24 protein-coding genes, 1 tRNA gene and 3 pseudogenes are annotated in these 22,818 nt (G+C 67.9%); 23 read left to right on the top strand and 5 right to left on the bottom strand.

The window, feature by feature from the left end; translation table 11 throughout:
* Window positions 1-355 precede the first annotated feature (355 nt).
* The 3 genes from FG154_RS13390 to FG154_RS21885 all read left to right on the top strand — a co-directional run bounded on the left by FG154_RS13390 (window position 356) and on the right by FG154_RS21885 (window position 1,764).
* Window positions 356-601 carry a hypothetical protein gene (locus FG154_RS13390; protein ID WP_246100269.1) on the top strand — a complete coding sequence of 82 codons (246 nt, stop codon included), beginning with the start codon at window positions 356-358 and terminating at the stop codon, window positions 599-601.
* A gap of 388 nt (window positions 602-989) precedes the next feature.
* Complete coding sequence (locus tag FG154_RS21890; RefSeq protein WP_425456851.1) at window positions 990-1,229, top strand: hypothetical protein; 240 nt, start codon at window positions 990-992, stop codon at window positions 1,227-1,229.
* 103 nt (window positions 1,230-1,332) lie between these two features.
* A complete protein-coding gene (locus FG154_RS21885; protein ID WP_425456850.1) occupies window positions 1,333-1,764 on the top strand; it encodes a tyrosine-type recombinase/integrase in 432 nt (143 codons plus the stop codon).
* Window positions 1,765-1,797: 33 nt separating this feature from the next.
* Here the strand turns inward: FG154_RS21885 and FG154_RS13380 are convergent.
* Window positions 1,798-1,874, bottom strand: a tRNA-Met gene (locus FG154_RS13380).
* Between the two features lie 126 nt (window positions 1,875-2,000).
* On the opposite strand from FG154_RS13380, the pseudogene FG154_RS13375 reads away from it, so the two are divergent.
* The 7 genes and pseudogenes from FG154_RS13375 to FG154_RS13340 all read left to right on the top strand — a co-directional run.
* Window positions 2,001-2,277: pseudogene (locus FG154_RS13375) on the top strand (hypothetical protein); the annotation flags it as partial.
* Between the two features lie 95 nt (window positions 2,278-2,372).
* Window positions 2,373-2,856: pseudogene (locus FG154_RS13370) on the top strand (IS110 family RNA-guided transposase); the annotation flags it as partial.
* A gap of 300 nt (window positions 2,857-3,156) precedes the next feature.
* Window positions 3,157-3,343, top strand: a pseudogene (locus tag FG154_RS13360) (IS3 family transposase); the annotation flags it as partial.
* Between the two features lie 284 nt (window positions 3,344-3,627).
* Window positions 3,628-3,870: a FeoA family protein gene (locus tag FG154_RS13355; RefSeq protein WP_044249384.1), complete on the top strand. Its 243-nt coding sequence runs from the start codon at window positions 3,628-3,630 to the stop codon at window positions 3,868-3,870.
* A gap of 17 nt (window positions 3,871-3,887) precedes the next feature.
* Window positions 3,888-4,121: a FeoA family protein gene (locus FG154_RS13350; RefSeq protein WP_044249593.1), complete on the top strand. Its 234-nt coding sequence runs from the start codon at window positions 3,888-3,890 to the stop codon at window positions 4,119-4,121.
* Entirely contained in the window at window positions 4,118-6,448 is a 2,331-nt protein-coding gene (gene feoB, locus FG154_RS13345; RefSeq protein ID WP_145108766.1) for a Fe(2+) transporter permease subunit FeoB, read from the top strand. The genes FG154_RS13350 and feoB overlap by 4 nt, the downstream gene beginning before the upstream one ends.
* 12 nt (window positions 6,449-6,460) lie before the next feature.
* The gene (locus FG154_RS13340; protein ID WP_145108763.1) at window positions 6,461-6,694 is read left to right on the top strand and encodes a FeoC-like transcriptional regulator; all 234 of its coding nucleotides are present in this window, start codon (window positions 6,461-6,463) and stop codon (window positions 6,692-6,694) included.
* 69 nt (window positions 6,695-6,763) lie between these two features.
* On the opposite strand, the gene cydB is transcribed toward FG154_RS13340, so the two are convergent.
* A complete protein-coding gene (gene cydB / locus FG154_RS13335; RefSeq protein ID WP_145108760.1) occupies window positions 6,764-7,771 on the bottom strand; it encodes a cytochrome d ubiquinol oxidase subunit II in 1,008 nt (335 codons plus the stop codon).
* Window position 7,772: 1 nt separating this feature from the next.
* A complete protein-coding gene (locus FG154_RS13330; protein ID WP_145108757.1) occupies window positions 7,773-9,170 on the bottom strand; it encodes a cytochrome ubiquinol oxidase subunit I in 1,398 nt (465 codons plus the stop codon).
* A 193-nt stretch (window positions 9,171-9,363) separates the two neighbouring features.
* Between FG154_RS13330 and FG154_RS13325 the strand changes: the two genes are divergently transcribed.
* The 3 genes from FG154_RS13325 to FG154_RS13315 are packed head-to-tail and all read left to right on the top strand — an operon-like array spanning window position 9,364 to window position 11,595.
* Complete coding sequence (locus FG154_RS13325; RefSeq protein WP_145108754.1) at window positions 9,364-10,173, top strand: cyclase family protein; 810 nt, start codon at window positions 9,364-9,366, stop codon at window positions 10,171-10,173.
* Window positions 10,174-10,216: 43 nt separating this feature from the next.
* On the top strand, window positions 10,217-10,624 hold the full coding sequence (locus FG154_RS13320) for a carboxymuconolactone decarboxylase family protein (protein ID WP_145108751.1): 408 nt from the start codon (window positions 10,217-10,219) through the stop codon (window positions 10,622-10,624).
* Window positions 10,621-11,595, top strand: a complete 975-nt coding sequence (locus FG154_RS13315) for a quinone oxidoreductase family protein (RefSeq protein WP_145108748.1) — start codon at window positions 10,621-10,623, stop codon at window positions 11,593-11,595. The genes FG154_RS13320 and FG154_RS13315 overlap by 4 nt, the downstream gene beginning before the upstream one ends.
* 47 nt (window positions 11,596-11,642) lie before the next feature.
* Here the strand turns inward: FG154_RS13315 and FG154_RS13310 are convergent, their stop codons facing one another.
* The gene (locus FG154_RS13310; protein WP_145108745.1) at window positions 11,643-12,305 is read right to left on the bottom strand and encodes a DUF1236 domain-containing protein; all 663 of its coding nucleotides are present in this window, start codon (window positions 12,303-12,305) and stop codon (window positions 11,643-11,645) included.
* A gap of 146 nt (window positions 12,306-12,451) precedes the next feature.
* Entirely contained in the window at window positions 12,452-12,697 is a 246-nt protein-coding gene (locus tag FG154_RS13305) for a hypothetical protein (protein ID WP_145108742.1), read from the bottom strand.
* Between the two features lie 450 nt (window positions 12,698-13,147).
* Here FG154_RS13305 and FG154_RS13300 point away from each other — a divergent pair, with 450 nt between their 5' ends.
* The 10 genes from FG154_RS13300 (at window position 13,148) to miaB (ending at window position 22,749) form a co-directional block, all read left to right on the top strand.
* Window positions 13,148-14,401, top strand: coding sequence for an efflux RND transporter periplasmic adaptor subunit (locus FG154_RS13300; protein WP_186312362.1), 1,254 nt, complete (start codon window positions 13,148-13,150; stop codon window positions 14,399-14,401).
* On the top strand, window positions 14,401-15,102 hold the full coding sequence (locus FG154_RS13295; RefSeq protein ID WP_145108739.1) for an ABC transporter ATP-binding protein: 702 nt from the start codon (window positions 14,401-14,403) through the stop codon (window positions 15,100-15,102). The genes FG154_RS13300 and FG154_RS13295 overlap by 1 nt, the downstream gene beginning before the upstream one ends.
* Window position 15,103: 1 nt before the next feature.
* Entirely contained in the window at window positions 15,104-16,309 is a 1,206-nt protein-coding gene (locus FG154_RS13290; RefSeq protein ID WP_145108736.1) for an ABC transporter permease, read from the top strand.
* A gap of 226 nt (window positions 16,310-16,535) precedes the next feature.
* Complete coding sequence (locus FG154_RS13285) at window positions 16,536-17,675, top strand: TRAP transporter substrate-binding protein (protein WP_145108733.1); 1,140 nt, start codon at window positions 16,536-16,538, stop codon at window positions 17,673-17,675.
* Between the two features lie 51 nt (window positions 17,676-17,726).
* Window positions 17,727-18,299, top strand: a complete 573-nt coding sequence (locus FG154_RS13280; protein ID WP_145108730.1) for a TRAP transporter small permease subunit — start codon at window positions 17,727-17,729, stop codon at window positions 18,297-18,299.
* Window positions 18,296-18,436 (top strand): hypothetical protein, encoded by a 141-nt coding sequence (locus tag FG154_RS21060; RefSeq protein WP_186312361.1) that lies wholly within the window; start codon window positions 18,296-18,298, stop codon window positions 18,434-18,436. Before FG154_RS13280 ends, FG154_RS21060 begins: the two co-directional genes overlap by 4 nt.
* Entirely contained in the window at window positions 18,433-19,854 is a 1,422-nt protein-coding gene (locus FG154_RS13275; RefSeq protein ID WP_145108727.1) for a TRAP transporter large permease, read from the top strand. The genes FG154_RS21060 and FG154_RS13275 overlap by 4 nt, the downstream gene beginning before the upstream one ends.
* Window positions 19,841-21,199, top strand: coding sequence for an amidase (locus tag FG154_RS13270; protein ID WP_145108724.1), 1,359 nt, complete (start codon window positions 19,841-19,843; stop codon window positions 21,197-21,199). The genes FG154_RS13275 and FG154_RS13270 overlap by 14 nt, the downstream gene beginning before the upstream one ends.
* Window positions 21,196-21,357 (top strand): hypothetical protein, encoded by a 162-nt coding sequence (locus FG154_RS13265; RefSeq protein WP_145108721.1) that lies wholly within the window; start codon window positions 21,196-21,198, stop codon window positions 21,355-21,357. The genes FG154_RS13270 and FG154_RS13265 overlap by 4 nt, the downstream gene beginning before the upstream one ends.
* A gap of 81 nt (window positions 21,358-21,438) precedes the next feature.
* Window positions 21,439-22,749, top strand: coding sequence for a tRNA (N6-isopentenyl adenosine(37)-C2)-methylthiotransferase MiaB (gene miaB / locus FG154_RS13260; protein WP_145108718.1), 1,311 nt, complete (start codon window positions 21,439-21,441; stop codon window positions 22,747-22,749).
* Window positions 22,750-22,818 lie beyond the last annotated feature (69 nt).

Below are 22,818 nucleotides of genomic sequence, written 5' to 3'. Positions count from 1 at the left end.
CGAGAACCAGCCGCACGGCCCGCTCGCGCACCTCCGGGGAAAACTTGTTCGTGGTCTTGCTCATGATGCTCCAGCCTACTCAAGAGTTGGAGCCACCGGCAAACCCAGCGCGGTTCAACCCGGGCGCCGTGCTAGTGGCTACAAAACCCGTGCGATGAGTTGTATGGCGGGGCGGCCCCGGCATGGACGACGGGCCGGATGACATGCCGTGAGCCAGCCGCTAACCGGGGCCACATGGTCCGACCGCTGCGCGAGTTCTTCGCCATGGTCGATGCCTCCGACATCTTCGACTATGGGGCCGGCTACCCTCAAGCCGACTATCTCTTCGGCCCGCCGCACGGCCGAGCTGCTCGAGATGGCCGACAGGATTGGGCTCGACCGGCGGCACCTGCAGCACGCGGACACGCCGCGCGAGCACTTCGACATCTGCCTGAGCTGGAGGGCGCGCCGTCGCGGCCGGGGCTGTGGAAATCACGATGAGGGGCGTGGCGCGGAGGTGCCGGGTGAGGATGGCGCGATGACGAAGGCCGCGTTCCGCCAGGTGGACCTGACCCGCGCGATCCGCGTAGCGAAGAATGCTGGCATGGAGGTCGGCGCCTAAGAGATCATGCCTGACGGGCGAATCGTTATCCGGGAGAGGACGAGCGCGGCGCCGGGCGAGGACGCGTTCGGGGCATGAAAGGCGAAGCGCGAGGGTCGAGTTGAAGGGCGTTTATAAGGTCAAGCGCCGGCTCGCGAGTGGAAAGGTCGCTGTGCACTACTACGCGTGGCGCGGCGGCCCGAAGATCAAGACCGAGCCGGACAGCCCGTAGTTCCGCGCCGCCTGCGACGCCGCACACGCGGCGAGGGACAAGCCGGCGCATTACGATGGGACCCTGCAGGCGCTGATCACTGCCTATCAGGCGACGCCCGCCTTCACGGATCTCGCGCCCACGACAAAGGCCGGCTGCATCCGCGACATTCGGCAGATCCTAGCCGAGTTCGGAGACATGCCGCTCAAGGCTCTGGCCGATCCGCGGGTGCGGGGCGAGTTTCTGGACCGGCACGACCGGCTCGGCCTGAAGAGCAAGCGCAGCGCCGACCATGCCTTCTCGGTGCTGGCGCTGATCCTCGCCGGGGCCTGCGACCGCGGGAAGATCCCGTCGAACCCGTGCGAGCGGCCGGGTCGGCGTTACCGGGGCTCGCGCGCTGACATTGTCTGGACCGAGGCTAGATCGAGTCCTTCCTGAAGAAGGCGCCGCAGCAGCTGCGCCTACCTTTCCTGCTCGCGATCTGGACGGCCAGCGGCAGGCGGACATCCTGACGCTGACATGGAGCGCCTACGACGGGAAGGTGATCCGCCTGCGCCAGAGCAAGACCGGGCGGCACTTGGTCATCCCGGTGGCGGCACAGCTGCGCGAGGCGCTGGAGGCGGCGAAGGCGCGGCGAAAGACGCTGACGATCTGCGAGACCTCGCGCGGCCAGCCATGGACCAGCGACGGCTTCAAGACCAGCTTCGGCAAGGCGCAGGCCGCGGCGAGCATCGAGGGCGTGAAGTTGCACGACCTGCGCGGCACGGCCGTGACCTTCCTCGCGATCGCCGGCCGCAGCGTGCCAGAGATCGCAGCCCTGACCGGCCACAGCCTGAAGGACGCCGAGGCAATCCTGTCGAAGCACTACCTCGGCCGCGATCGGCGGCTCGGGGAATCTGCCGTGGCGAAGCTCGAGAAGCACGGACCAGGAAAGACGGCTATAAACGGCCATGTAAACCGCCCTGCGGTTTAGGGCGGTGATGCGAACTAAGCCTCTAAATTCCGATGGTGGCGAGGGGGGGACTTGAACCCCCGACCCCACGATTATGAGTCGTGTGCTCTAACCAGCTGAGCTACCTCGCCGTCGGTGGACGCTGCACTAGGGGATGCGTCCGGGCGCGTCAAGGCTAAAAGCTCCGGCCGTGTCTTGAATATGCAAGCTGTTCAGTCCCAATATCTGGTGAGCGGCACGCCGCGTTCAGGTCCTAACGCCTGGGCCATGTCGTCGCTCGCAAGAGGATCCGGCGGCTGATGGCCAGGATGGGGCTCGCGGCGGTCTGCCAGCGCCCAAAAACGACGGTGCCGCACCCTGAGCACAGGATCTGGCCCTACTTGCTCCGCGACCTGACCATCATCCGGCCGAACCACGTCTGGTGCGCCGACATCACCGCTCGTCGGGAAAACGGTCCATCGGACCCTTTTCTGATCCTCCTCACTCCAGATGAGGAAGGGCTTCCTCTACCTCGTCGCGATCATGGAACGAGCCATTGTCCGCCATTGATGGAGTGGATGGCTACCGCTCCCGGCATCGCGATGTGCCACATTGGGTGCTGTCAACCGAACCCATCAAGGGAGCCATCCATGAAGGAGATTACCACGGTCGGGCTGGACCTGGGCCAAGAACGTCTTTCAGCTTCATGGCGTCGATGCGGAGGGCGCGGTCGTGGTGCGGCGCCAGGTGAGGCGGGCGCAGGTCTTGCTGTTCGTCTCACGGCTTCGGCCCTGCCTGATTGGCATCGAAGCCTGTGCCGGAGCGCATCACTGGGCGCGGGAGTTGGCCAAGCTTGACCATGAGGTGCGCCTGATCCCGCCGTCCTACGTCAGACCCTTCGTCAAGCGCGGCAAGACGGACACGGCCGATGCCGAGGCGATCTGCACCGCCGTTACCCAACCTACGATGCGCTTCGTGCCGGTCAAGACGGAGGCGCAACAGGCGGTGCTGATGAGCCGTCGGACGCGTGACTTCCTTGTCCGCCAGCTGACCCAGCTCGCCAACGCGATCCGCGCCCATCTGGGCGAATTCAGCCTGGTCGTGCCGAAAGGCGTCCACAACATGAACCGCCTTGTCGAACCGGCGCGCCAACGCCGCCCTCTGCCGGGTGGCCGTGGTCCGAATGCGCAGCCATGTCCCGACGCTCGCCCATGTTGAGCGCCGAACTGCTGAGGGCGAATTCCTCTGGGAGATCAGGCGATGCCTGAAGCGCTACATCGCCCGCGAGGTCTTCCGCCACCCATGCGCGGAACAGTCCGCAAACGCACCTGCTTCCAAAGCCCCTGGACCAACATAGGAGCATCAACGCGCTGGCAGAGACGATCATCCATTCCGAGGCTTACGCGACCCCACTGGAGCCACGGTTCCCTCCACATGTTCAAGGCCGAAGTCATCCACCGCCGTGGCCCGTGGCGCAGCTTCCAAGCAGTCGAATATGCGGCGCTGGAATGGGTGGACCGGTTCAACACCGCCGCGTGCTCGAGCCCATCGGGAACATCCCACATCCGCCGAAGCCAGGGCCAACTTCTACGCCGCTTTGGAAACTGAACCCATGGCCGCGCAATTAAACGAATGTAGCCTCCGGCAAATCCGGCACGGGACAGAGCGACACCATGCGACGCCCGAGGCGGATCCGAGTGGGGCAAAGCCACTCCCGCTTGCGCAACTCAACCATGCGTCTTCGGCGGATGACCTGCGCCAGAAGCGCCCGCCGCGCGGCCGATACCATCGTGCGCGCTGCAGGCCCGGGGGTGCGTCAAGCTGACCTACATTAAAACCTGACAAAAACACTTATAAGGCGTGAGAGAGAAGTCGGGCAGCCGCAGGACGGCGGAAAAGAGTCAAATGCAAGCAGGACAGATGCCGCTGGCGATGGTGCCCGAAGGGCGGCGGGTGACGGTGAAGGCGCTGATCGGAGGCTGCGAGGTGCGCCGCCGGATGGCCGATCTGGGAATCATTCCGGGCTGCGAGCTGGGAGTGGTGCGGTGCGGCCAGTGCGGACCCGTCGTCGTGACGGTCGGAGACACGCGGCTGGCGGTTGGGCAGGAGGTGTCGCGAAAGATCTTCGTGATGCAGGTGCAGGCGTGAAGGATGTGAGTGTGAGCATGAAGCTGCGTGACATGGTGGCAGGGGCCGCAGGACGGGTGTCCGGCTATGCCGAGGGCGGCGCGGCCTACCGGCGCAAGCTGCTGTCGATGGGTCTCACGCCCGGAACCGCGTTCCGCATGGTCCGCGCCGCCCCGCTGGGCGATCCGGTCGAGATCGAACTGCGCGGCTTTCGGCTTTCGCTGCGCAAGGCCGAGGCCGAGGCGCTTCTGGTCGAGGAGGTCCGCCCGTGACGGAACGCACCGTAGCCCTGCTCGGCAACCCCAACTGCGGCAAGACCACGCTCTTCAACGCGCTCACCGGGACGCGCCAGATGGTCGGCAACTGGCCCGGCGTCACGGTCGAGAAGAAGGAGGGGCTGGTCCGCATCGGCAGCCACACCTGGATGGTGGTGGATCTGCCCGGCACCTACTCGCTGGGGTCGGGCCATTCCGTCTCGACCGACGAGCGCATCGCGCGGGACTTCGCCCTCTCGGGTGAGGCGCAGCTGGTCGTCAACATCCTCGACGCCTCGAACCTCGAGCGGAACCTCTATCTCACGGTGCAGCTGATCGAGATGGGCGTGCCGCTCATCCTTGCGCTGAACATGACCGACATTGCGAAGGCCGAGGGCATCACGATCGACATTCCGGCGCTGTCGGAGCGGCTCGGGTGCCCGGTGGTGCCGATCGTCGCCTCGAAGGGCGTCGGGCTCGAGGATCTGAAGGCCACGGTGGCGCGTGTTGCCGACACGGGCACGGCCACCCATGCGCCCATCGCCTATGCCGAGGAAATCGAGGCCGCGGTCCAGGAGCTGGTGCCGCATCTCGAGGCGGCCGGGGGCCTGCGCGCGCAGCGCTGGCTGGCGCTGGAGCTGCTCGAGGGCGACAACAGGCTCGTGGCCCGCTTTCCCGCCCTCGGCTCGCGCGTGGATGAGCTTCGGGCGCGGATCGAGGCGGATCTCGGCTGCGACGCCGACACGATGATCGCCAGCGGCCGCTATGAGACCGTGGCCGCCCTGACCGAGGGGGTCGTGCGCCGCGCGGGACTGGTCGGCCGGTCGCTCTCGGACCGGATCGACCGCGTCGTGCTGAACCGTCTGCTGGGCATCCCGATCTTTCTCTTCGTGATGTATCTGATGTTCATGTTCACGATCAACGTGGGCAGCGCCTTCATCGACTTCTTCGACATCGCGGCGGCGACGATCTTCGTGGACGGGGTGGCGCATCTGCTGGGGCAGGCGGGCAGCCCCGAGTGGCTGACGACGGTGCTCGCCTCGGGAGTGGGCGGCGGCATCCAGACGGTGGCGACCTTCATCCCGGTCATCGCCTGCCTGTTCCTCTTCCTCTCGGCGCTGGAGGATTCGGGCTACATGGCGCGGGCCGCCTTCGTGATGGACCGGTTCATGCGGCTGATCGGCCTGCCGGGAAAGAGCTTCGTGCCGCTGATCGTGGGCTTTGGCTGCAACGTGCCTGCCGTGATGGCCAGCCGCACGCTCGAGGCCGAGCGCGACCGGACCATGACCATCGCCATGACCCCCTTCATGTCCTGCGGGGCGCGGCTGCCGGTCTATGCCCTGTTTGCCGCGGCCTTCTTCCCGACCAACGGGCAGAACCTTGTTTTCGCGCTCTATCTGATCGGGATCCTGGCCGCGGTCTTCACGGGCTTCGTGCTGAAGCACACGCTGCTGCCGGGGCAGACCTCGCCCTTCGTGATGGAGCTGCCGCCCTACCATCTGCCCACCCTTCGGACGGTGCTGATCCGCACATGGGACCGGCTGAAGGCCTTCGTGATCCGTGCGGGCCGCGTTCTGGTGCCCGTGGTGGCGGTGATTGCCATCCTGAACTCGTGGGGCCGCGACGGCAGCTTCGGGAACGAGGATACCGAGAATTCGGTTCTGGCCGGCATCGGCCAGGCCATCGTGCCGGTCTTCGAGCCGATGGGCATCCGCGAGGAGAACTGGCCCGCCACCGTCGGCGTCTTCACCGGCCTGCTGGCCAAGGAGGCGGTGGTCGGCACGCTGAACGCGCTCTATTCCGGTCTGGCCGAGGCGTCGGCCGCCGGTGCGGACGATCCCGGCATGGGCGAAGAGGCACCTTCCTACGATCTCGCGGCCGGCCTTTCCGAGGCCTGGGGCACGATCGGCGAGAACCTCGCGGGGCTTGCGGAAAGCGTGGCGGACCCGCTGGGCCTGTCCGTGGGCGAGATCGCCGAACTCGACGCCGCAGCCGAGGAGCAGGGCGTCGAGGCCGGGACCTTCGGCGCCATGCGCGCGCTCTTCGACGGCCAGGTGGGAGCCTTTGCCTATCTGCTGATGGTGCTGCTCTATGTGCCCTGCACGGCGGCGATCTCGGCCATATGGCGCGAGGCGGGGGCGCGGTGGACCGCCTTCGTCAGCGGCTGGACGCTGCTGATGGGCTGGGGTTCGGCCGTGCTCTTCTATCAGGCGGCCACGCTGGCGCGGCACCCGGTCTCGTCGGGCCTGTGGATCGCGGGAATCCTTGGCGTCTTCGGTCTGACCATCCTGGTCCTGCGCCGTCTCGGCCGCCAGGGTGGGCCGACCCTGCCAGCCACAGCCTGAGGTGGAGGTAAGATGCTGCTGGATATCCGCAGGCTCGTGCAGGAGCGGGGGCGCATCACGCTGACCGACCTCGCGCTCCACTTCGGGCGCGACCCCGAGGCGATGCGGGGAATGCTCGATCACTGGATCGCCAAGGGCCTCGTGCGCCGGACGGTGGATCCGGGCTGCGCCTCCTCGGGCTGCGGCGGCTGCAGCGCGGCCCGGAGCGTCGAGATCTTCGAATGGGTCAGGCCCAGTTCCGCCTAGCCCCGGCGGGTGGCCATCCGCGACCAGGCCCGGCGTTCCGGGCCTGCAGCCGCCTTGCGGCAGGACTTCTCAGTGGTAGCCCTCGTCGGGGTCGATCTTCCCGCGGAACACCCAGTAGGTGTAGGCGGTGTAGGCCAGGATGATCGGGACCATCACCACCGTCCCGACGAGGGTGAAGAGCAGGCTCTCGTCGGGGGCCGCCGCCTCGACGATGGTCAATTCGGGCGGGACCATCATCGGATAGAAGCTGATCCCGATGCCCACGAAGCCGAGCACGAAGAAGCCGAGGGCGCACAGGAACGGCGCGCGATCGTTGCCCCGCTCGAGCCCGCGCCAGAGCCGCCAGGCCGCGAGCGCCACCAGCACCGGCACGGCAAGCGACCAGACCATCGTGGGCCAGCGGAACCACCGCTCGGCATAGACGGCGTCCTGAAGCGGGGTGAAGAGACTGACAAGACCCAGGAAGCCGAGCGTTGCCAGCGCCAGCGGCCGGGCAAGGCGGCGCATGTGTTCCTGCACCCGGCCCTCGAGCTTCATGTTGCACCAGGTCGCGCCGAGCAGCGCGTAGCCCGTGGCGACGGCAAGGCCGGTCAGCAGCGAGAAGGGCGTGAACCAGTCGAACCAGCCGCCCGCGTAGGCGCGGTTCTCGACCTCGATCCCCTGCACCAGCGCGCCGAGCGCGATCCCCTGCGACAGTCCCGCCACCAGCGATCCACCGAAGAAGGCCCAGTCCCACAGCCGCTTCCAGCGCACCGTGCGCCAGCGGTATTCGAAGGCCACGCCGCGGAAGATCAGCGCCAGCAGCATCGCGATGATCGGGACGTAAAGCGCGGGCATCACCACCGCATAGGCCAGCGGAAAGACCGCGAAGAGCCCGCCGCCGCCAAGGACGAGCCACGTCTCGTTGCCGTCCCAGATCGGCGCCACCGAGTTCATCATCACGTCGCGTTCGCGTTCGTCCTTGGCGAAGGGAAAGAGGATGCCCACGCCGAGGTCGAACCCGTCGAGGATGACATAGACCAGCACCGCAAAGGCGATGATCCCGGCCCAGATGAACGAAAGCTCCAGTCCCAGCATGTCAGTCGCTCCTCTCGCGCGGATCCTCGGCCAGACCGGGCGTGATGCCGGCGGTGCGGATCGGGCCGTCGCGCAGGCCCATCCGCTCGGTTCCCGGCGGCAGCGACATCATGCGCAGCAGATAGAAGGTCCCGGCGCCGAAGACGAAGAAATAGACCACGATGAAGGCCACCAGCGAGCTTGCCACCGCCGAGGCGTCGAGCGGCGACAGGCTCTCGGAGGTGCGCAGGTGCCCGTAAACCGTGTAGGGCTGGCGGCCGACCTCGGTCGTGATCCAGCCGGCCAGCACCGCGACGAAGCCCGCGGGCCCCATCGCCACCGCCGCCCGATGAAGCGCCGGCCAGTCGTAAAGCCGGCCCTTGTAGCGCGCCCAGAGCGACCAGAGCCCCAGCCCCAGCATCAGCATTCCCAGCGTCACCATCACCCGGAAGGACCAGAAGACGATGGCCACGGGGGGCTGATCCTCGTAGGGCACCGTGTCCAGCCCGTCGAGCGGCGCATCCAGCGAATGTTTGAGGATCAGGCTCGACAGCTTGGGGATCTCGACCGACCAGCGCATCTGCTGCGCCTCCTGGTCGGGCAGGCCGAAGAGGATCAGCGGCGCGCCCTCGGGGTGGCTCTCGAAATGACCCTCCATCGCCATGACCTTCACCGGCTGATGCTCGAGCGTGTTCAGCCCGTGCATGTCGCCCGCGATGATCTGGATCGGGGCCACCACGAGGATCATGCCCGTCGCCATCGAGAACATGCGCCGCGTGGCGGGGTTGGCGCGGTCGCGCAGCAGGTGCCAGCCTGCGGCCCCCGCCACCACCAGCGCCGTCGTCAGGTAGGCCGCCAGCACCATATGCACCAGCCGGTAGGGGAACGAGGGGTTGAACACGATCGCCCACCAGTCCTCGGGCAGGAACTGCCCGTTCTCGCCGATCGAGAAGCCGGCGGGGGTGTGCATCCAGCTGTTCACCGACAGGATCCAGGCGGCCGACAGCAGCGTGCCGAAGGCCACCATCGCGGTTGCGAACATGTGCAGCCCGTCGCCCACGCGCTTGCGACCGAAAAGCATGATCCCGAGGAAGCCCGCCTCGAGAAAGAAGGCGGTGAGCACCTCGTAGGCCATCAGCGGGCCCACCACCGGCCCCGCGCGGTCAGAAAACACCGACCAGTTCGTGCCGAACTGGTAGGACATCACGATGCCCGAGACGACGCCCATGCCGAAGGCCACCGCGAAGATCTTCTTCCAGTGGTTGAAGAGGGTGAGATAGGTCTCGTCCTTCGTCCTCAGCCACAGCCCGTTGAGCACGGCGAGGTAACTGGCCAGCCCGATGGAAAAGGCGGGAAAGATGATGTGGAACGACACGGTGAAGGCGAACTGTATCCGTGCCAGGATTTCCGCGGTCAGCATGGCGTCTGCTCTCGTTTTTCCGGGCGCTCTCGGGGCGATCTAGTGCCGGCGGTCCGGGGGCAAGCCGCTCACGAACAGTTTGCATGTGCAGAAGCCGGGTTCCGTCGGGGCAGGTCAGCCCATCGCCGCGCTTGACAGCCGCCGTCACTCGGGCAGGCTGCGCAGAAGAAAAGAGACATACAGGGAGAACCTAATGTGTGACGTCTGCGTGACCAACACGGTGAAGGAGCGGATGCTCTCGCGCCGGAGCTTCTTTGCAGGCGCGGCCGGTCTGGCGGCGGCCGGAACCGCGTTTCAGGCTCCCGCCGCACTGGCCCAGGGCCACCAGTCGGTCGAGGATCTGACGCACGAACTGCACGAGGGTTTCCCGACCTTCTTCGGCGAGCAGCAGTTCTTCTTCGACCAGAAGTTCAATTACGCCGAGCACCAGTTCAATCTGGCCGAGTTCCGGGTCAACGAACATACCGGAACCCATATCGACGCGCCGCTGCACTTCTCGGCCGACGGGATGAGCGTGGCCGAGATCCCGGTGGGCAATCTCGTGGTGCCGCTCTGCATCGTGGATATCGCGGCGCGGGCCGAGGATGACGCCGACGCCCAGGTGACGCCCGACGACCTGCAGGCCTGGATCGCGCAGCACGGCGAGATCCCGCCGAACGCCTGCGTGGCCATGCATTCGGGCTGGGGACGGCATGTCGCGACGGACCGCTATCGCAACAAGGGCGAGGACGACATGGGCCATTATCCGGGCTTCCATGTCGAGGCGGCGCAGATGCTGCTCGAGACGCAGGCGGGCTCGATCGGGGTGGACACGCTCTCGCTCGACCACGGCATGTCGCCGGATTTCGCAACGCACTATGCCTGGCTGCCATCGGGGCGGTTCGGCATCGAATGTCTGGCCAACCTCGACAAGCTGCCGGCGACGGGTGCTACTCTCGTCATCGGCGCGCCCAAGCACCGCGGCGGCACCGGCGGCCCGGCCCGCATCATCGCGCTGATCTGACCATCGCGCCGGCCCCCGCGGGCCGGCCCAACCCGAGGAATCCATGGCCACAGTCCGGCTTCTGACCGACGAGGAGGCCGCCCGCGATCCGCGCGTGGCGGCCGTCTTCGCCGATATCCGCGCCACGCGGAACACCGACTTCATCAACAATTTCTGGCGCGCGCTCGCCACCCGGCCCGAGATGCTGGAAAGCACATGGGCGCGGCTCAGGCAGGTCATGGCGCCCGGCGCGCTCGATCCACTGACCAAGGAGCTGATATACATCGCCGTCTCGGTGACGAACGGCTGTTCCTATTGCGCCCATTCCCACACCGCCGCCGCCCGCGCCAAGGGCCTGACCGAGGCACAGGAGGCCGAGTTCCTGGCCGTTCTCGGCATGGCCGCGCAGACCAATCAACTCGTGACCGCGCTTCAGGTGCCGGTCGATCCCGAATTCAAGGTGCAGACATGACAGATTTCGCCATCATCGCCACCCGCCCCGGCGGTCCCGAGGTGCTCGAATGGGCCGAGCGCCCGGCAGGCCGCCCCGGCCCCGGCGAGGTCCGTCTGCGGCAGACCGCCGTGGGGCTCAACTTCATCGACTGCTACTTCCGGTCGGGCAACTACCCCTGGCCCGGCGCGGAACTGGTGCCCGGTGGCGAGGCGGCCGGTGTCGTGGAGGAGCTGGGCGAGGGCGTGAGCGGCTTTGCTCCGGGCGACCGCGTGGCCTACACGATGCCCAACGGTGCCTGCCGCACGGCGCGCGTCGTGCCGGCCGACCGGCTGGTGAAGCTGCCCGACGAGATTGCCGATGAGGTGGCGGCCTCGATCATGCTGAAGGGCCTGACCGCGCACTATCTGATCCACTCGAGCTTCCGGGTCGAGGCGGGGCATCATGTCCTCGTCCATGCGGCGGCCGGAGGGGTGGGCCAGCTTCTCGGCCAGTGGCTGAAGGAGAAGGGCGCCGTCACGATCGGCACCGTCGGCGGCCCGGCCAAGGCCGAGCTGGCCCGCGCGAACGGGTATGACCATGTCATCGACTACGAGGCGGTGGATTTCGCCGAGGCCGTGATGGACCTCACCGGAGGGCGCGGCTGCGATGTGGTCTATGACTCGGTCGGTCGCTCGACATGGCGCGGCTCGCTCAGGAGCCTGCGGCCGAGGGGCAGTTTCATCTGCTTCGGCCAGTCGTCGGGTCTGCTCGACGATTTCCGGTTCAAGGATCTCGCGACGGCCAGCTTCACGGCCAGCCGGCCCTCGCTCTTCCACTTCATCGCGGCCCGTGAGGAGCTTGAGGCGCGGGCGGCGGATCTCTTCGCCTTGGTGGCCGCGGGCCGGATCGTGCCGAAGATCGGACAGACCTTCGCGCTGAAGGACGCGGCCGAGGCGCATCGCGCCCTTGAGGGCCGCCGCACCACCGGCGCGACCGTGCTGCTGCCGTGAAAGGGGCTGCCGGGCGGATGACCCGCCCGGCGTCCTCCGACCTTGGCTCAGCGGATGATGTGGATGATCTGGCGCTGCTGCGGCTCGACGATGACCGGGACGCCGTTGACATAGCTGTAGGAGTAGGTGCTCTCCGGGATGGGCGTCAGGGTGACCGTGTCGGGAATGGCCGCGCCGGTCACAACCTCGCCCTCGAGCCAGATCGGCTCGACCGGATGCTCCTGCACATAGGTGACGGTCGTGCGGTCGGGCGGATCGAGCGCGTCGCCGCCCGCCATGCCGAGCACACCGCCGATCAGCGCGCCCGCGGGTCCGCCGATCGCCGCGCCCGAGGCCGCACCGGCGGCACCGCCCGCCAGCACGCTGGCGCCGTCGTTGTCCTCTTCATAGGTCATGGTCTCATAGGTCACGCGCGGATCGCCCGAGGCCAGCGGCACGGCGGTCTCCTCGATCGACATGGCGAGATAGTTGCCCGCAGCCCAGCCCGAGGTGCCCTCGTAGTTCACGCGGCACCAGCTGGCACCTTCGACGCAGCCCTCGACCATGACCAGCGCATCCAGCGGCGCAACACCCACGATCGTGTAGTTCGAGCCGGGGCCGGAGCGGAGGTTCAGATCCGTGATGGGACGAGCTTCCTGCACCTGGGCCGAGGCGGCGCCGGCCAGCAGCGCGGCCGCCGCGGAAAGCCAGATCGTCTTGCTGCGAATCATTTTCTGTCCTTTCGAATGCATATTCTGTCAAGTGCCATTCGGCTACCGCGCACAACTGCATCGATGCGCGGAAGTTCCTGAAGAGGCTGCTCGCAGGACATTCGGACAGGTTGGCGCCGGAAAAGCGCCGCGATGAACGGTCGGGACTAGCGGGGAGCCGCCGTTCCGGGGCGCAGGTGGGGGCGGATGCGCGACAGAACCTCGTAGGTGTCTTCCGGGACCCGCACCCATGGCCAGCCGGCAGAGGCGGAATAGGCGCTCCAGGCGGCATGGGCATCCTCGGCCGCGATGGCGCAGTCGCGCATGCTGAGCGCCTGACGGATCTTGCGCACGAACTCCATCCGGTTTTCGGGCACCGGGCCGCGAGGCCCCGTGTAAACCAACAGCTTCATCGTCCTGTCACGCCTCTCGCGGCTGTCTCCGCCGGGCCCGTGCAAGCGTCGTGCCGTCCTCTGCTTGCCCGACCGGGACTCGGCGGCCCAGTCTGCAGCACTGCTCCTTTCCGAAAGGTTTGACCATGCGACGCGACCTCCCGGCAGCTGCGCCGGACCGGCCTCGGGCTGCCCATCGCGCGGGCACCGGAAGGGGCCGGTGCCTTCCCGGCGCGCATGCCTGAGACGCCGGGGCCGCGCAAACGGCCGAGCGGACCTCACGGGCATGTGAGGGCTGCGACGGACGGAATGCCCGAGGCCGGCCGTAATGGGGCTATCTGCTTGATGCGGGGCGGGTCCGGCGCGACAGGCGGGGGCAGACCGATGTGCGGGGCATGATCTGGCGCAAACCCTTCCGTCGGCGGCTCGCCTATGCAGAAAATGTGGCGGAGGATCGCCGGAGAAGGATTGATGAGCGACAAGAGTGACGAACTGGCCCGCATCCTCAACAGGCGCCGCCGCAACAGGTGGTGGATCTGGCCGCTGCTGGCGCTGGTGCTGCTGGCGGGGGCGGCCGCGGTCTGGGCCGCACGGCAGGGTGCGGGAACGGCCGTCGCCTATGTCACCGAGCCCGTGGGGCGGGGCGCTCTGACCGTGACCGTGACGGCGACGGGCACCGTCCAGCCCACGACGCAGGTCGAGGTGTCCTCGGAGCTTTCGGGCACGATTGCCGCGGTCGAGGTGGATTACAACGACGAGGTCGAGGTGGGGCAGGCGCTGGCGCGGCTCGACGACACACGGCTGAGGGCGCAGGTGGCCAATGCCGAGGCCTCGCTCGAGGCCGCGGAGGGGCGGCTCGAGCAGGCTCGGGCCACGGCGCGCGAGGCGGCCGAGAATTACCGCTCGCGCTCGGCGCTCGACCAGCGCGGGATCGCATCCCATCTCGACCTGATCGCGAGCGAGGCCGCCAATCACCGCGCCATCGCCGAGGTGAAGATCGCCGAGGCCGACCTCACGCTGGCCCGCGCCAGCCTCGATGTGCAGCGGGTGGATCTGGCCAAGTCGGTGATCCGTTCGCCGATCAAGGGGATCGTGCTCGACCGGGCGGCCGAGACCGGGCAGATCGTGGCCTCCTCGCTCAACACGCCGGTGCTCTTTACCCTGGCCGAGGATCTGAACCGGATGGAGTTGCGCGTCGATATCGACGAGGCCGACATCGGGCGCGTGCGGGTGGGCAACCGCGCGACCTTCCGGGTCGATGCCTTCCCCGCCCGCAGCTTCAAGGCCGAGATCGTGCAGGTGCGCTATGCGCCCGAGACGACGGAGGGCGTCGTGACCTACAAGGCGATCCTGTCGGTGGACAACAGCGACCGGCTGCTGCGGCCGGGCATGACGGCCACGGCCACCATCACGGTGGCGGATGTGGCGGAGGCGTTGCTCGTGCCGAACGCGGCGCTGCGCTTCGTCCCACCGGCCACGCCCAGCCCGGGCGGGCAGGGCGGCAACCGCGGAGGCGGGCTCCTGGGCCTCATCATGCCGCGCCCTCCGGGGCCCTCGTCCGGTCCGGCGACCGATGGCGGCCCGAGTGTCTGGGTGCTGCGCGGCGGCGCGCCGCAGGCGGTGACGGTCGAGACCGGCGAGACCGACGGGCGGCGCACCGAGATCCGGGGTGGCGAGCTGGCCGAGGGCGATGCTGTGATCACCGACCAGCGCGAGGCCGGCTGATGACCTCCGTTCCGCTGATCGAGCTTGAGCGCATTGGCCGCCGCTACGGCGAGGGAGAGGCCGAGGTGCGGGCGCTCGACGGGGTGGACCTGCGCATCGGGCGCGGCGAGTTCGTGGCGATCATGGGGCCGTCGGGCTCGGGCAAGTCCACGGCGATGAACATCATCGGCTGCCTCGACCGGCCCACCTCGGGGCGCTACCTGTTCGAGGGCACGGATGTCTCGGGCCTTGACCGCGACGGTCGGGCGCTGCTCCGGCGGCATTTCCTCGGCTTCGTCTTTCAGGGCTTCAACCTGCTGTCCCGCACCACCGCGCTCGAGAATGTCGAGCTGCCGCTGATCTACAAGGGCATCCCCCGCGCCGAGAGGATCGAGAAGGCCCGTGCGGCGCTTGAGCGGGTGGGGCTGGGGGGGCGCGAGCATCACGATCCCTCGCAGCTCTCGGGTGGGCAGCAGCAGCGGGTCGCCATTGCGCGGGCGCTTGCAGGCGAGCCGATGGTCATCCTCGCCGACGAGCCCACCGGCAACCTCGACAGCCACCGCAGCCACGAGATCATGCAGCTGATGCAGGCGCTCAACCGCGAAGGGATCACCATCGTCATGGTCACCCACGAGGAGGATATCGCGGCCTATGCCGGCCGTCTCGTCACCTTCGCCGACGGGCGTCTTGCGCGCGACGAACCGGTCAGGGCGAGGGCCTGAGATGCTGTGGGAGACGATCCGCCTCGCGTTCATCGCCATCGTCAGGAACAAGCTGCGGTCGTTCCTGACCGTCCTTGGCGTGGTGATCGGAGTCGCCGCGGTCATCGCCATGGTGACGGTGGGGCAGGGCTCGTCGGCGCAGGTCTCGGCCAATGTGGCGAGCCTCGGGACCAACGTGCTGATCGTGCGGCCGGGCAAGCGGATGATGGGGCCGGGCACGCGGGACACCTCGCCCGCCTTCACGCTGCGCGATGTCGAGGCCCTGCAGGAGTTGCCCGTCATCCGCTCGGTCGCGCCCAACACGTCGTCGGGCCAGACCGTGGTCTATGGCAACGCCAACGCCACCACCTCGATCACCGGCACCACGAGCGACTATCTGACCGTGGCGAACTGGGTGCTCGACAGCGGGCGGGCCTTCACCCCGGCCGAGGAACGGCAGGGCGCCGCCGTCTGCATCCTGGGCGACACGGTGCGCCAGAAGCTCTTCGGGGTGGCCGATCCGCTTGGACGGACGGTGCGGATCCGGTCGATCTCGTGCGAGGTGGTGGGCCTTCTGCAGGCGAAGGGCGCGGGCTCGTTCGGGCAGGATCAGGACGATCTCGTGCTGATGCCGATCCGCACCGTGCAGCGCAGGCTCGCGGGCGATCAGGATGTCTCGGGCATGTCGATCGCGTTGCAGGAGGGCGTCTCGGCCACCCGCGGCATCCGCGAGATCAGCGCCCTCCTGCGCGAGAGGCGCCGCATCGGGCCGGGCGACGAGGAGAATTTCTCGGTCACCGACATGAAGGAGATCGCGTCGATGCTGACCTCCATCAACACGGTGCTTGCGGGGCTGCTGTCGTCGGTGGCGGCCGTGAGCCTGCTGGTGGGCGGCATCGGCATCATGAACATCATGCTCGTGTCGGTCACCGAACGCACGCGCGAGATCGGCATCCGCCTCGCGGTGGGGGCCACGGCGGGGCAGGTGCTCACCCAGTTCCTTGTCGAGGCGGTCGTGCTGTCGGTGCTTGGGGGCATGATCGGCATTGCCGCGGGTCTCGGTCTCGCCTTCGCGGCCTCGCGCTACATGCTGATCCCCTTCACGCCGGACCCGCTGGTCGTGCTGCTCGCCTTCGGCTTCTCGGCGTTGGTGGGGGTGATCTTCGGCTATTTTCCGGCGCGTCGGGCGGCCCGGCTCGACCCGATCGAGGCGCTGCGCCACCAGTGAGGCGGCCCCCGCGGCGGCGCGGTCGCCGGGAAACTGCCGCTCCGGTTGCAGAGGGGGCCATCGGGGCCCTGTCACGGTGGTTCGGGGGCCGCGGCCGGCGCCGGTTTCCGTAGCGTCACCTCATCCGAAACGACGAGGGCCGCCGGAAATTGTTGAAATGTCATTCCTTGCGGGCAACACTTCGAAGGCTGCGCTTGGGAGGGTGCGGCCAACTGGGAGGAATGACATGACGGCTATCGAGAAGAAGGCGGCCCATTCCCGCCGCTCTTTCCTGCGCACCGGCGCCCTGGCCGGAGGCGCCGCTGCGGGATCCATGCTCGCCGCGCCGGCGGTGCTGGGGCAGTCTCCGATCGTGATGAAGATGCAGACATCCTGGCCCGCCTCGGACATCTGGATGGATTTCGCTCGCGAATATGTCACGCGGGTGGAAGAGATGTCGGGCGGTCGGCTCAGGGTGGACCTGCTGCCGGCCGGTGCCGTGGTCGGCGCCTTTCAGGTGATGGACGCCGTGCATGACGGGGTGATCGACGCATCGCACTCCGTTTCGGCCTACTGGTATGGCAAGTCCAAGGCGGCCTCGTTCTTCGGCACCGGCCCGGTCTTCGGCGGCTCGGCCACGACCATGCTCGGCTGGTTCTACCAAGGCGGCGGGCAGGATCTTTACCGCGAGTTGACGCAGGACATCCTGGGCATGAACATCGTGGGCTTCTACGGCTTTCCGATGCCCGCCCAGCCGTTTGGCTGGTTCAAGTCCGAGGTCAACGGCGTGGCCGACATCCAGGGCTTCAAGTACCGCACGGTGGGCCTTGCCGCCGACCTTCTGCAGGCGATGGGCATGTCGGTGGCCCAGCTTCCGGGCGGCGAGATCGTGCCCGCGATGGAGCGCGGCGTCATCGACGCCTTCGAGTTCAACAACCCCTCGTCCGATCGCCGCTTCGGCGCGCAGGATGTGGCGAAGAACTACTATCTCTCGTCCTACCATCAGGCGTCCGAGAGCTTCGAATACACCTTCAACCGCGACTTCTACGAGGATCTGGAGCCCGACCTGCAGGCGATCCTGAAATATGCGGTCGAGGCGGCCTCGACCTCGAACACCGCGCTGGCGCTGCGCCAGTATTCGGCCGACCTCGCGGCGCTTGCCTCGGAGAACGGGGTGCAGGTGCGCCGCACACCGACCGAGATCCTCTCGGGCCAGCTCGAGGCGTGGGACAAGCTGATCACCGATCTGGAGGGCGATGCCTTCTTCAAGAAGGTCCTCGACAGCCAGCGCGCCTGGGTCGAGCAGGTCAGCTATTACGAGCTGATGAACGAGGCCGACCTGCGGCTGGCCTACGAGCACTACTTCCCCGGCAAGCTCCAGCTCTGACGCGATCCGGCCCCGGGGGCGGTCCCGGGGCCCCTTCCTGCGGGAGACCCCATGCGCGCCTTCATCCGCTTTGCCGACCGGCTGTCGGCGGCCTTCGGTCATGCCTTCGGCTGGCTTGTCGTCCTCATGACCCTCGGCGTCAGCTACGAGGTTCTCGTCCGCTATGCCTTCAACGCGCCGACGCCCTGGTCGCTCGACGTGTCCTTCATCATGTATGGCACGCTCTTCATGATGGGCGGCGCCTACACGCTGTCGCGCAACGGCCATGTGCGGGGCGACTTCCTCTACCGCATGTGGCGTCCGCGCACGCAGGCGGCGGTGGATCTCGTGCTCTACATCCTCTTCTTCTTTCCGGGCATCACCGCGCTGATCCTGTCGGGCTGGAAATATTCCGCCCGGTCCTGGGGCTATGGCGAGGTGAGCGTGAACAGCCCCGCGGGCATCCCGATCTACCAGTTCAAGTCCGTGCTGGTGGCGGCGGGGCTTTTGCTCTTCATCCAGGGGCTGGCCCAGGTCTGCCGCTGCATCATCTGCCTGCGCGACGGCTACTGGCTGTCGGGCGAGGAGGATGTAGAGGAGACCGAGTCCGCCCTCGCGCGCAACCACGGCGGAGAGGCGACATGAGCGGCGCCCTCGCGCGTGAACGCGCGGCAGGCGGCGCCCCCGTGCGTGCCCGCGCGGCAGTGAAAGCCCAAGTCCCTGCGCCTGACCTGAACCGGACCAGCCCGCTTCATCCCATCATCCTGGAGACGGCCGAGTGACCGACCCCCAAGTCGCCCTTATGATGCTGGGCATCTTCATTTCTCTGGTATTCCTCGGCTTTCCCATCGCCTTCACCCTCATGGCCCTCGGCATCGGCTTTGGCTACTACGCCTATTTCGATCCGGGGCGCATGTGGCGGGCCTTCAACCGGCTCGGCGAGGAAGCGGACGGCTGGACCGCATTCACCACCTGGATCGAAGGCTTCTTCAACAACCGGATCTTCGACCTCTTCATCAACCAGACCTATACGGTCATGTCGAACGAGGTTCTGACGGCGATCCCGCTGTTCCTGTTCATGGGCTACATCGTCGAGCGGGCGAACATCGTGGACCGGCTGTTCACCACGCTGAACATCGCCGCCAAGAGCATCCCCGGCTCGATGGGGGTGGCGGCGCTGATCACCTGCGCGCTCTTTGCCACCGCGACGGGGATCGTGGGGGCGGTGGTGACGCTGATGGGGCTGCTGGCGCTGCCCGCCATGCTGAGGGCCCGCTACGACCAGTCCTTCGCCTCGGGCATCATCTGTGCCGGCGGAACGCTGGGCATCCTGATCCCGCCCTCGATCATGCTGATCGTCTATGCGGCGGCCTCGGGCGTGTCGATCGTGCGGCTCTATGCGGCGGCGCTGTTGCCGGGGCTGACGCTGGTCGGGCTCTACCTCGTCTATATCATCGGCCGTTCGATCCTGCAGCCGAGCGTGGCGCCGCGGCCGTCGAAGGCCGAGGTGCCCGACGTGCCGATGGGTCAGCTTCTGTGGATGCTGGCGACCTCGTTCTTTCCCTTGGCGGTGCTGATCTTCTCGGTGCTGGGCTCGATCCTCTTCGGGCTGGCCACCCCCACCGAGGCGGCCTCGATCGGCGCGCTGGGGGGGATGCTGCTGGCCGTCGCCTACCGCGCCATGACCTTCGAGCGCCTGCGCGAGAGCGTCTATCTGACGGTGCGGACGACGGCGATGGTCTGCTGGCTCTTTGTCGGCTCCTACACCTTCTCGGCGGTCTTCTCCTACCTTGGCGGCGAGCATCTCATCGCCGACTTCGTGGGCGGGCTGAACCTCACGCCGTTCCAGTTCCTCATCCTGGCGCAGCTCATCATCTTCATCCTCGGCTGGCCGCTGGAATGGTCCGAGATCATCATCATCTTCGTGCCGATCTTCCTGCCGCTGCTGAGGATCTTCGAGATCGACCCGCTGTTCTTCGGCGTGCTGGTCGCGCTGAACCTGCAGACCTCGTTCCTGACACCTCCCATGGCGATGTCGGCCTATTACCTGAAGGGTATCGCGCCCCCTCAGGTGCAGCTGACGCAGATCTTCGCAGGCTCGATCCCCTATGTCGGCATGGTCTTCCTCTGCATGGCGCTGATGTATCTCTATCCGCAGATTGTCTTTGCTCTTCCGGAGTATGTCTATGGGGCACGCTGATCCCACGAGCACGCTTCTCGCGCTGCCCGCGACCGAGCTGCGCGACCGGCTGGCCAGTGGCGCGCTGCGGGCGGTGGAGCTGGTCGAGGCCTGTCTCGCCCGGATCGCCGCGCGCGAGCCGGATGTCCGGGCCTGGGCCTTCCTTGACGGCGCGCACGCGCTGGCCCAGGCCCGCGCGCTCGATGCCCGGCGCCTGAGCGGCGCCCCGATCGGGCCGCTCCACGGGCTGCCGGTGGGGGTGAAGGATGTGATCGACGTCCGCGGGATGCCCACCGGCCACGGCCTCGCCGACCGGGCCGGGCGCGTGGCGCAGGCCGATGCCTTCGTGGTAGCGCGGCTGAGGGCGGCGGGCGCGATCCTGATCGGCAAGACCGCAACCGCCGAGGCGGCCTTTCTCGAGCCGCCCGCCACACGCAATCCGCACGATCCGGCGCGGACACCCGGCGGCTCTTCCTCGGGGTCGGCGGCCGCCGTGGCCGCGGGGATGGTGCCGCTTGCCATCGGCACCCAGACCGGCGGCTCGGTCATCCGGCCCGCCGCCTTCTGCGGCATCACCGGCTTCAAGCCGAGCTTCGGCCTTGTTCCGCGGACCGGCGTCCTCAGCCAGTCGCCAAGCCTCGACACGATGGGGGTCTTCGGACGCAGCGTCGAGGATGTGGCGCTGCTGGCCGAGGCGCTGGCGGGCCACGATCCCGCCGATCCGGCAAGCGAGCCCATGCCCGCCCCGCGGCTGCCCGACACCGCCGCCAGCCTTCCGCCGGTGGCGCCGACGCTGGCCTTCGTCCGGCCTCCGGGCTGGGAGGCCGCCTCCGAGGAGATGCGCCTCGCCATGGAAGAGCTGGCATCGCTGCTGGGGCGCGACTGCATCGCGCTGGACCTGCCCGCCTCGTTCGGCGCGGCGGCCGACCTCCGGCTCCGGATCAACCTGGCCGAGATGGCGCACCACTACGCGGATCTGGAGGCGCAAGCGCCTCTGTCGCCGCTGCTGCGCGAGGCGCTGGCCGAGGGGCGCGCGATCCCGGCCACGGACTATCTTCGCGCGCTCGACGCCCGGTCCGATCTTCTGGCCGGGCTTGCGCCGATCTTCCACCGCTGCGACGCGATCCTCTGTCCGGCCGCGCCCGGCCCGGCTCCGGGCCGCGAGACGACCGGAGACGCGATCTTCAACGGCCTCTGGACGCTCTGTGGCCTTCCCGCCATCACCCTGCCGCTCTTTGCCTCGTCCGAGGGGCTGCCGATGGGCGCGCAGCTCGTCGGTCCGCGCGGGGGCGACGCGCGGCTTCTGCGCACCGCCCGCTGGCTGGCCGCGCGCCTCTCCCCAACCCCATCGGAGACCGGACCATGACCCGACGCCTCCTGCCGCTCCTCGCGCTTGTCGTGCTCGCGGGCTTTCTCGGCATTCTCGTGATGAAGGTGCCGCGGCTTGATCTGGGGCTGGTGATCGCGGCGACGCTGCTCCTCGCGGTCTGGGATCTGGTCCGGGGGCCGCCGTCGGGGCACTAGGCGGGCTTCGCAGGCCGTACCGATTGCAAGACGCGTGCGATTCCGGTTAAGACGCGCCCTCATCGAAAGGGGGACGCATCCATGTCCGAATCCCGCAAGCTCTTCATCAAGACCTACGGCTGTCAGATGAACGTCTATGACAGCGAGCGCATGGCCGAGGCGCTGGGGGCCAAGGGCTATGTGCTGACCGAGGTCGCCGAAGAGGCGGACATGGTTCTCCTGAACACCTGTCACATCCGCGAGAAGGCCGCCGAGAAGGTCTATTCGGATCTGGGCCGCCTCCGCCCGCTGAAAGTGGCGCGGCCGGATCTCAAGATCGGCGTGGCCGGCTGCGTGGCGCAGGCCGAGGGTGAAGAGATCCTGCGCCGGATGCCGCTCGTCGATCTGGTGGTGGGGCCGCAGAGCTACCACCGACTGCCGGACATGCTGGAGCGCACCGAAGGCGGGGCGCGCGTGATCGACACCGACTTCCCCGAAGAGGACAAGTTCGACCATCTGCCCGAGCGCAAGGCGACGCGCGGCCCCACCGCCTTCCTGACCGTGCAGGAGGGGTGCGACAAGTTCTGCGCCTTCTGCGTCGTGCCCTACACCCGGGGCGCCGAAGTCAGCCGGCCCTTCGCGCGGCTGATGGGCGAGGCCCGCGCGCTGGTCGAGAAGGGTGTGCGCGAGATCACGCTGCTGGGCCAGAACGTCAACGCCTGGTCGAACGACGGCCGGGGTCTCGGCGGGCTCATCCGCGAGCTTGCGCGCATCGACGGGCTCGAGCGGCTGCGCTACACGACCTCGCATCCCAACGACATGGCCGACGATCTGATCGAGGCCCATGGGCAGGAGCCCAAGCTCATGCCCTACCTTCACCTGCCGGTGCAGTCCGGGTCCGACCGGATCCTCAAGGCCATGAACCGCAAGCATACGGCCGAGCAGTATCTGCGGCTGGTCGAGCGGATCCGTGCCGCGCGCCCCGACATCCTGCTGACCTCGGATTTCATCGTTGGTTTTCCGGGCGAGACGGACGCCGATTTCGAGGCGACGCTGGCCCTGATCCGCGCCGTCGGCTTCGGTTCCGCTTTCTCGTTCAAATATTCCGCGCGGCCCGGAACGCCGGCCGCCGAGAAGCCGGAACTGCCGGCCGAGCTGTGCGACGCGCGACTTCAGACCCTGCAGGCGCTGTTGGGCGAACAGCAGCGCGCCGCGCAGGCGGCGATGGTGGGGCACGAACTGGGAGTCCTCTACGAGAAGGCGGGCCGGTTGCCGGGCCAGATGGTCGGCAAGTCCGACTATCTCCATGCGGTGCATGTCGAGGATCCCGGCGCACGCCCCGGCGATCTCGTGCGGGTGCGCATCACCGCAAGCGGCCCGAACTCGCTGGCCGGAGAGCGGCTCGGCGTCTGAGGCACCTTCGGGAAACAGCTTCGAACGGGGCCGCGGCATCGCCCGCGGCCTTGTTCATTTCTTGGGTCC

This window comes from Cereibacter sediminicola, assembly GCF_007668225.1.
GTDB classification, from domain to species: domain Bacteria; phylum Pseudomonadota; class Alphaproteobacteria; order Rhodobacterales; family Rhodobacteraceae; genus Cereibacter_A; species Cereibacter_A azotoformans.
The sequence above is the reverse complement of the archived record's forward strand: the minus strand, read 5'-3'. Positions and strand labels throughout refer to the sequence as shown.

Bases quoted from the DNA above. Each gene is read 5' to 3' on its own strand.
- cydB (WP_145108760.1), bottom strand. From the start codon at position 7,771: ATGCTGGGACTGGAGCTTTCGTTCATCTGGGCCGGGATCATCGCCTTT.
- FG154_RS13285 (WP_145108733.1), top strand. From the start codon at position 16,536: ATGACGGCTATCGAGAAGAAGGCGGCCCATTCCCGCCGCTCTTTCCTG.
- FG154_RS13330 (WP_145108757.1), bottom strand. From the start codon at position 9,170: ATGCTGACCGCGGAAATCCTGGCACGGATACAGTTCGCCTTCACCGTG.
- FG154_RS21060 (WP_186312361.1), top strand. From the start codon at position 18,296: ATGAGCGGCGCCCTCGCGCGTGAACGCGCGGCAGGCGGCGCCCCCGTG.
- FG154_RS13265 (WP_145108721.1), top strand. From the start codon at position 21,196: ATGACCCGACGCCTCCTGCCGCTCCTCGCGCTTGTCGTGCTCGCGGGC.
- FG154_RS13350 (WP_044249593.1), top strand. From the start codon at position 3,888: ATGAAGCTGCGTGACATGGTGGCAGGGGCCGCAGGACGGGTGTCCGGC.
- FG154_RS13280 (WP_145108730.1), top strand. From the start codon at position 17,727: ATGCGCGCCTTCATCCGCTTTGCCGACCGGCTGTCGGCGGCCTTCGGT.
- FG154_RS13390 (WP_246100269.1), top strand. From the start codon at position 356: ATGGCCGACAGGATTGGGCTCGACCGGCGGCACCTGCAGCACGCGGAC.
- FG154_RS13340 (WP_145108763.1), top strand. From the start codon at position 6,461: ATGCTGCTGGATATCCGCAGGCTCGTGCAGGAGCGGGGGCGCATCACG.
- miaB (WP_145108718.1), top strand. From the start codon at position 21,439: ATGTCCGAATCCCGCAAGCTCTTCATCAAGACCTACGGCTGTCAGATG.
- FG154_RS13290 (WP_145108736.1), top strand. From the start codon at position 15,104: ATGCTGTGGGAGACGATCCGCCTCGCGTTCATCGCCATCGTCAGGAAC.
- FG154_RS13320 (WP_145108751.1), top strand. From the start codon at position 10,217: ATGGCCACAGTCCGGCTTCTGACCGACGAGGAGGCCGCCCGCGATCCG.
- FG154_RS13295 (WP_145108739.1), top strand. From the start codon at position 14,401: ATGACCTCCGTTCCGCTGATCGAGCTTGAGCGCATTGGCCGCCGCTAC.
- FG154_RS13325 (WP_145108754.1), top strand. From the start codon at position 9,364: ATGTGTGACGTCTGCGTGACCAACACGGTGAAGGAGCGGATGCTCTCG.
- FG154_RS13300 (WP_186312362.1), top strand. From the start codon at position 13,148: ATGAGCGACAAGAGTGACGAACTGGCCCGCATCCTCAACAGGCGCCGC.
- FG154_RS21890 (WP_425456851.1), top strand. From the start codon at position 990: ATGCCGCTCAAGGCTCTGGCCGATCCGCGGGTGCGGGGCGAGTTTCTG.
- FG154_RS13270 (WP_145108724.1), top strand. From the start codon at position 19,841: ATGGGGCACGCTGATCCCACGAGCACGCTTCTCGCGCTGCCCGCGACC.
- FG154_RS13305 (WP_145108742.1), bottom strand. From the start codon at position 12,697: ATGAAGCTGTTGGTTTACACGGGGCCTCGCGGCCCGGTGCCCGAAAAC.
- FG154_RS13315 (WP_145108748.1), top strand. From the start codon at position 10,621: ATGACAGATTTCGCCATCATCGCCACCCGCCCCGGCGGTCCCGAGGTG.
- FG154_RS13355 (WP_044249384.1), top strand. From the start codon at position 3,628: ATGCAAGCAGGACAGATGCCGCTGGCGATGGTGCCCGAAGGGCGGCGG.
- FG154_RS13310 (WP_145108745.1), bottom strand. From the start codon at position 12,305: ATGATTCGCAGCAAGACGATCTGGCTTTCCGCGGCGGCCGCGCTGCTG.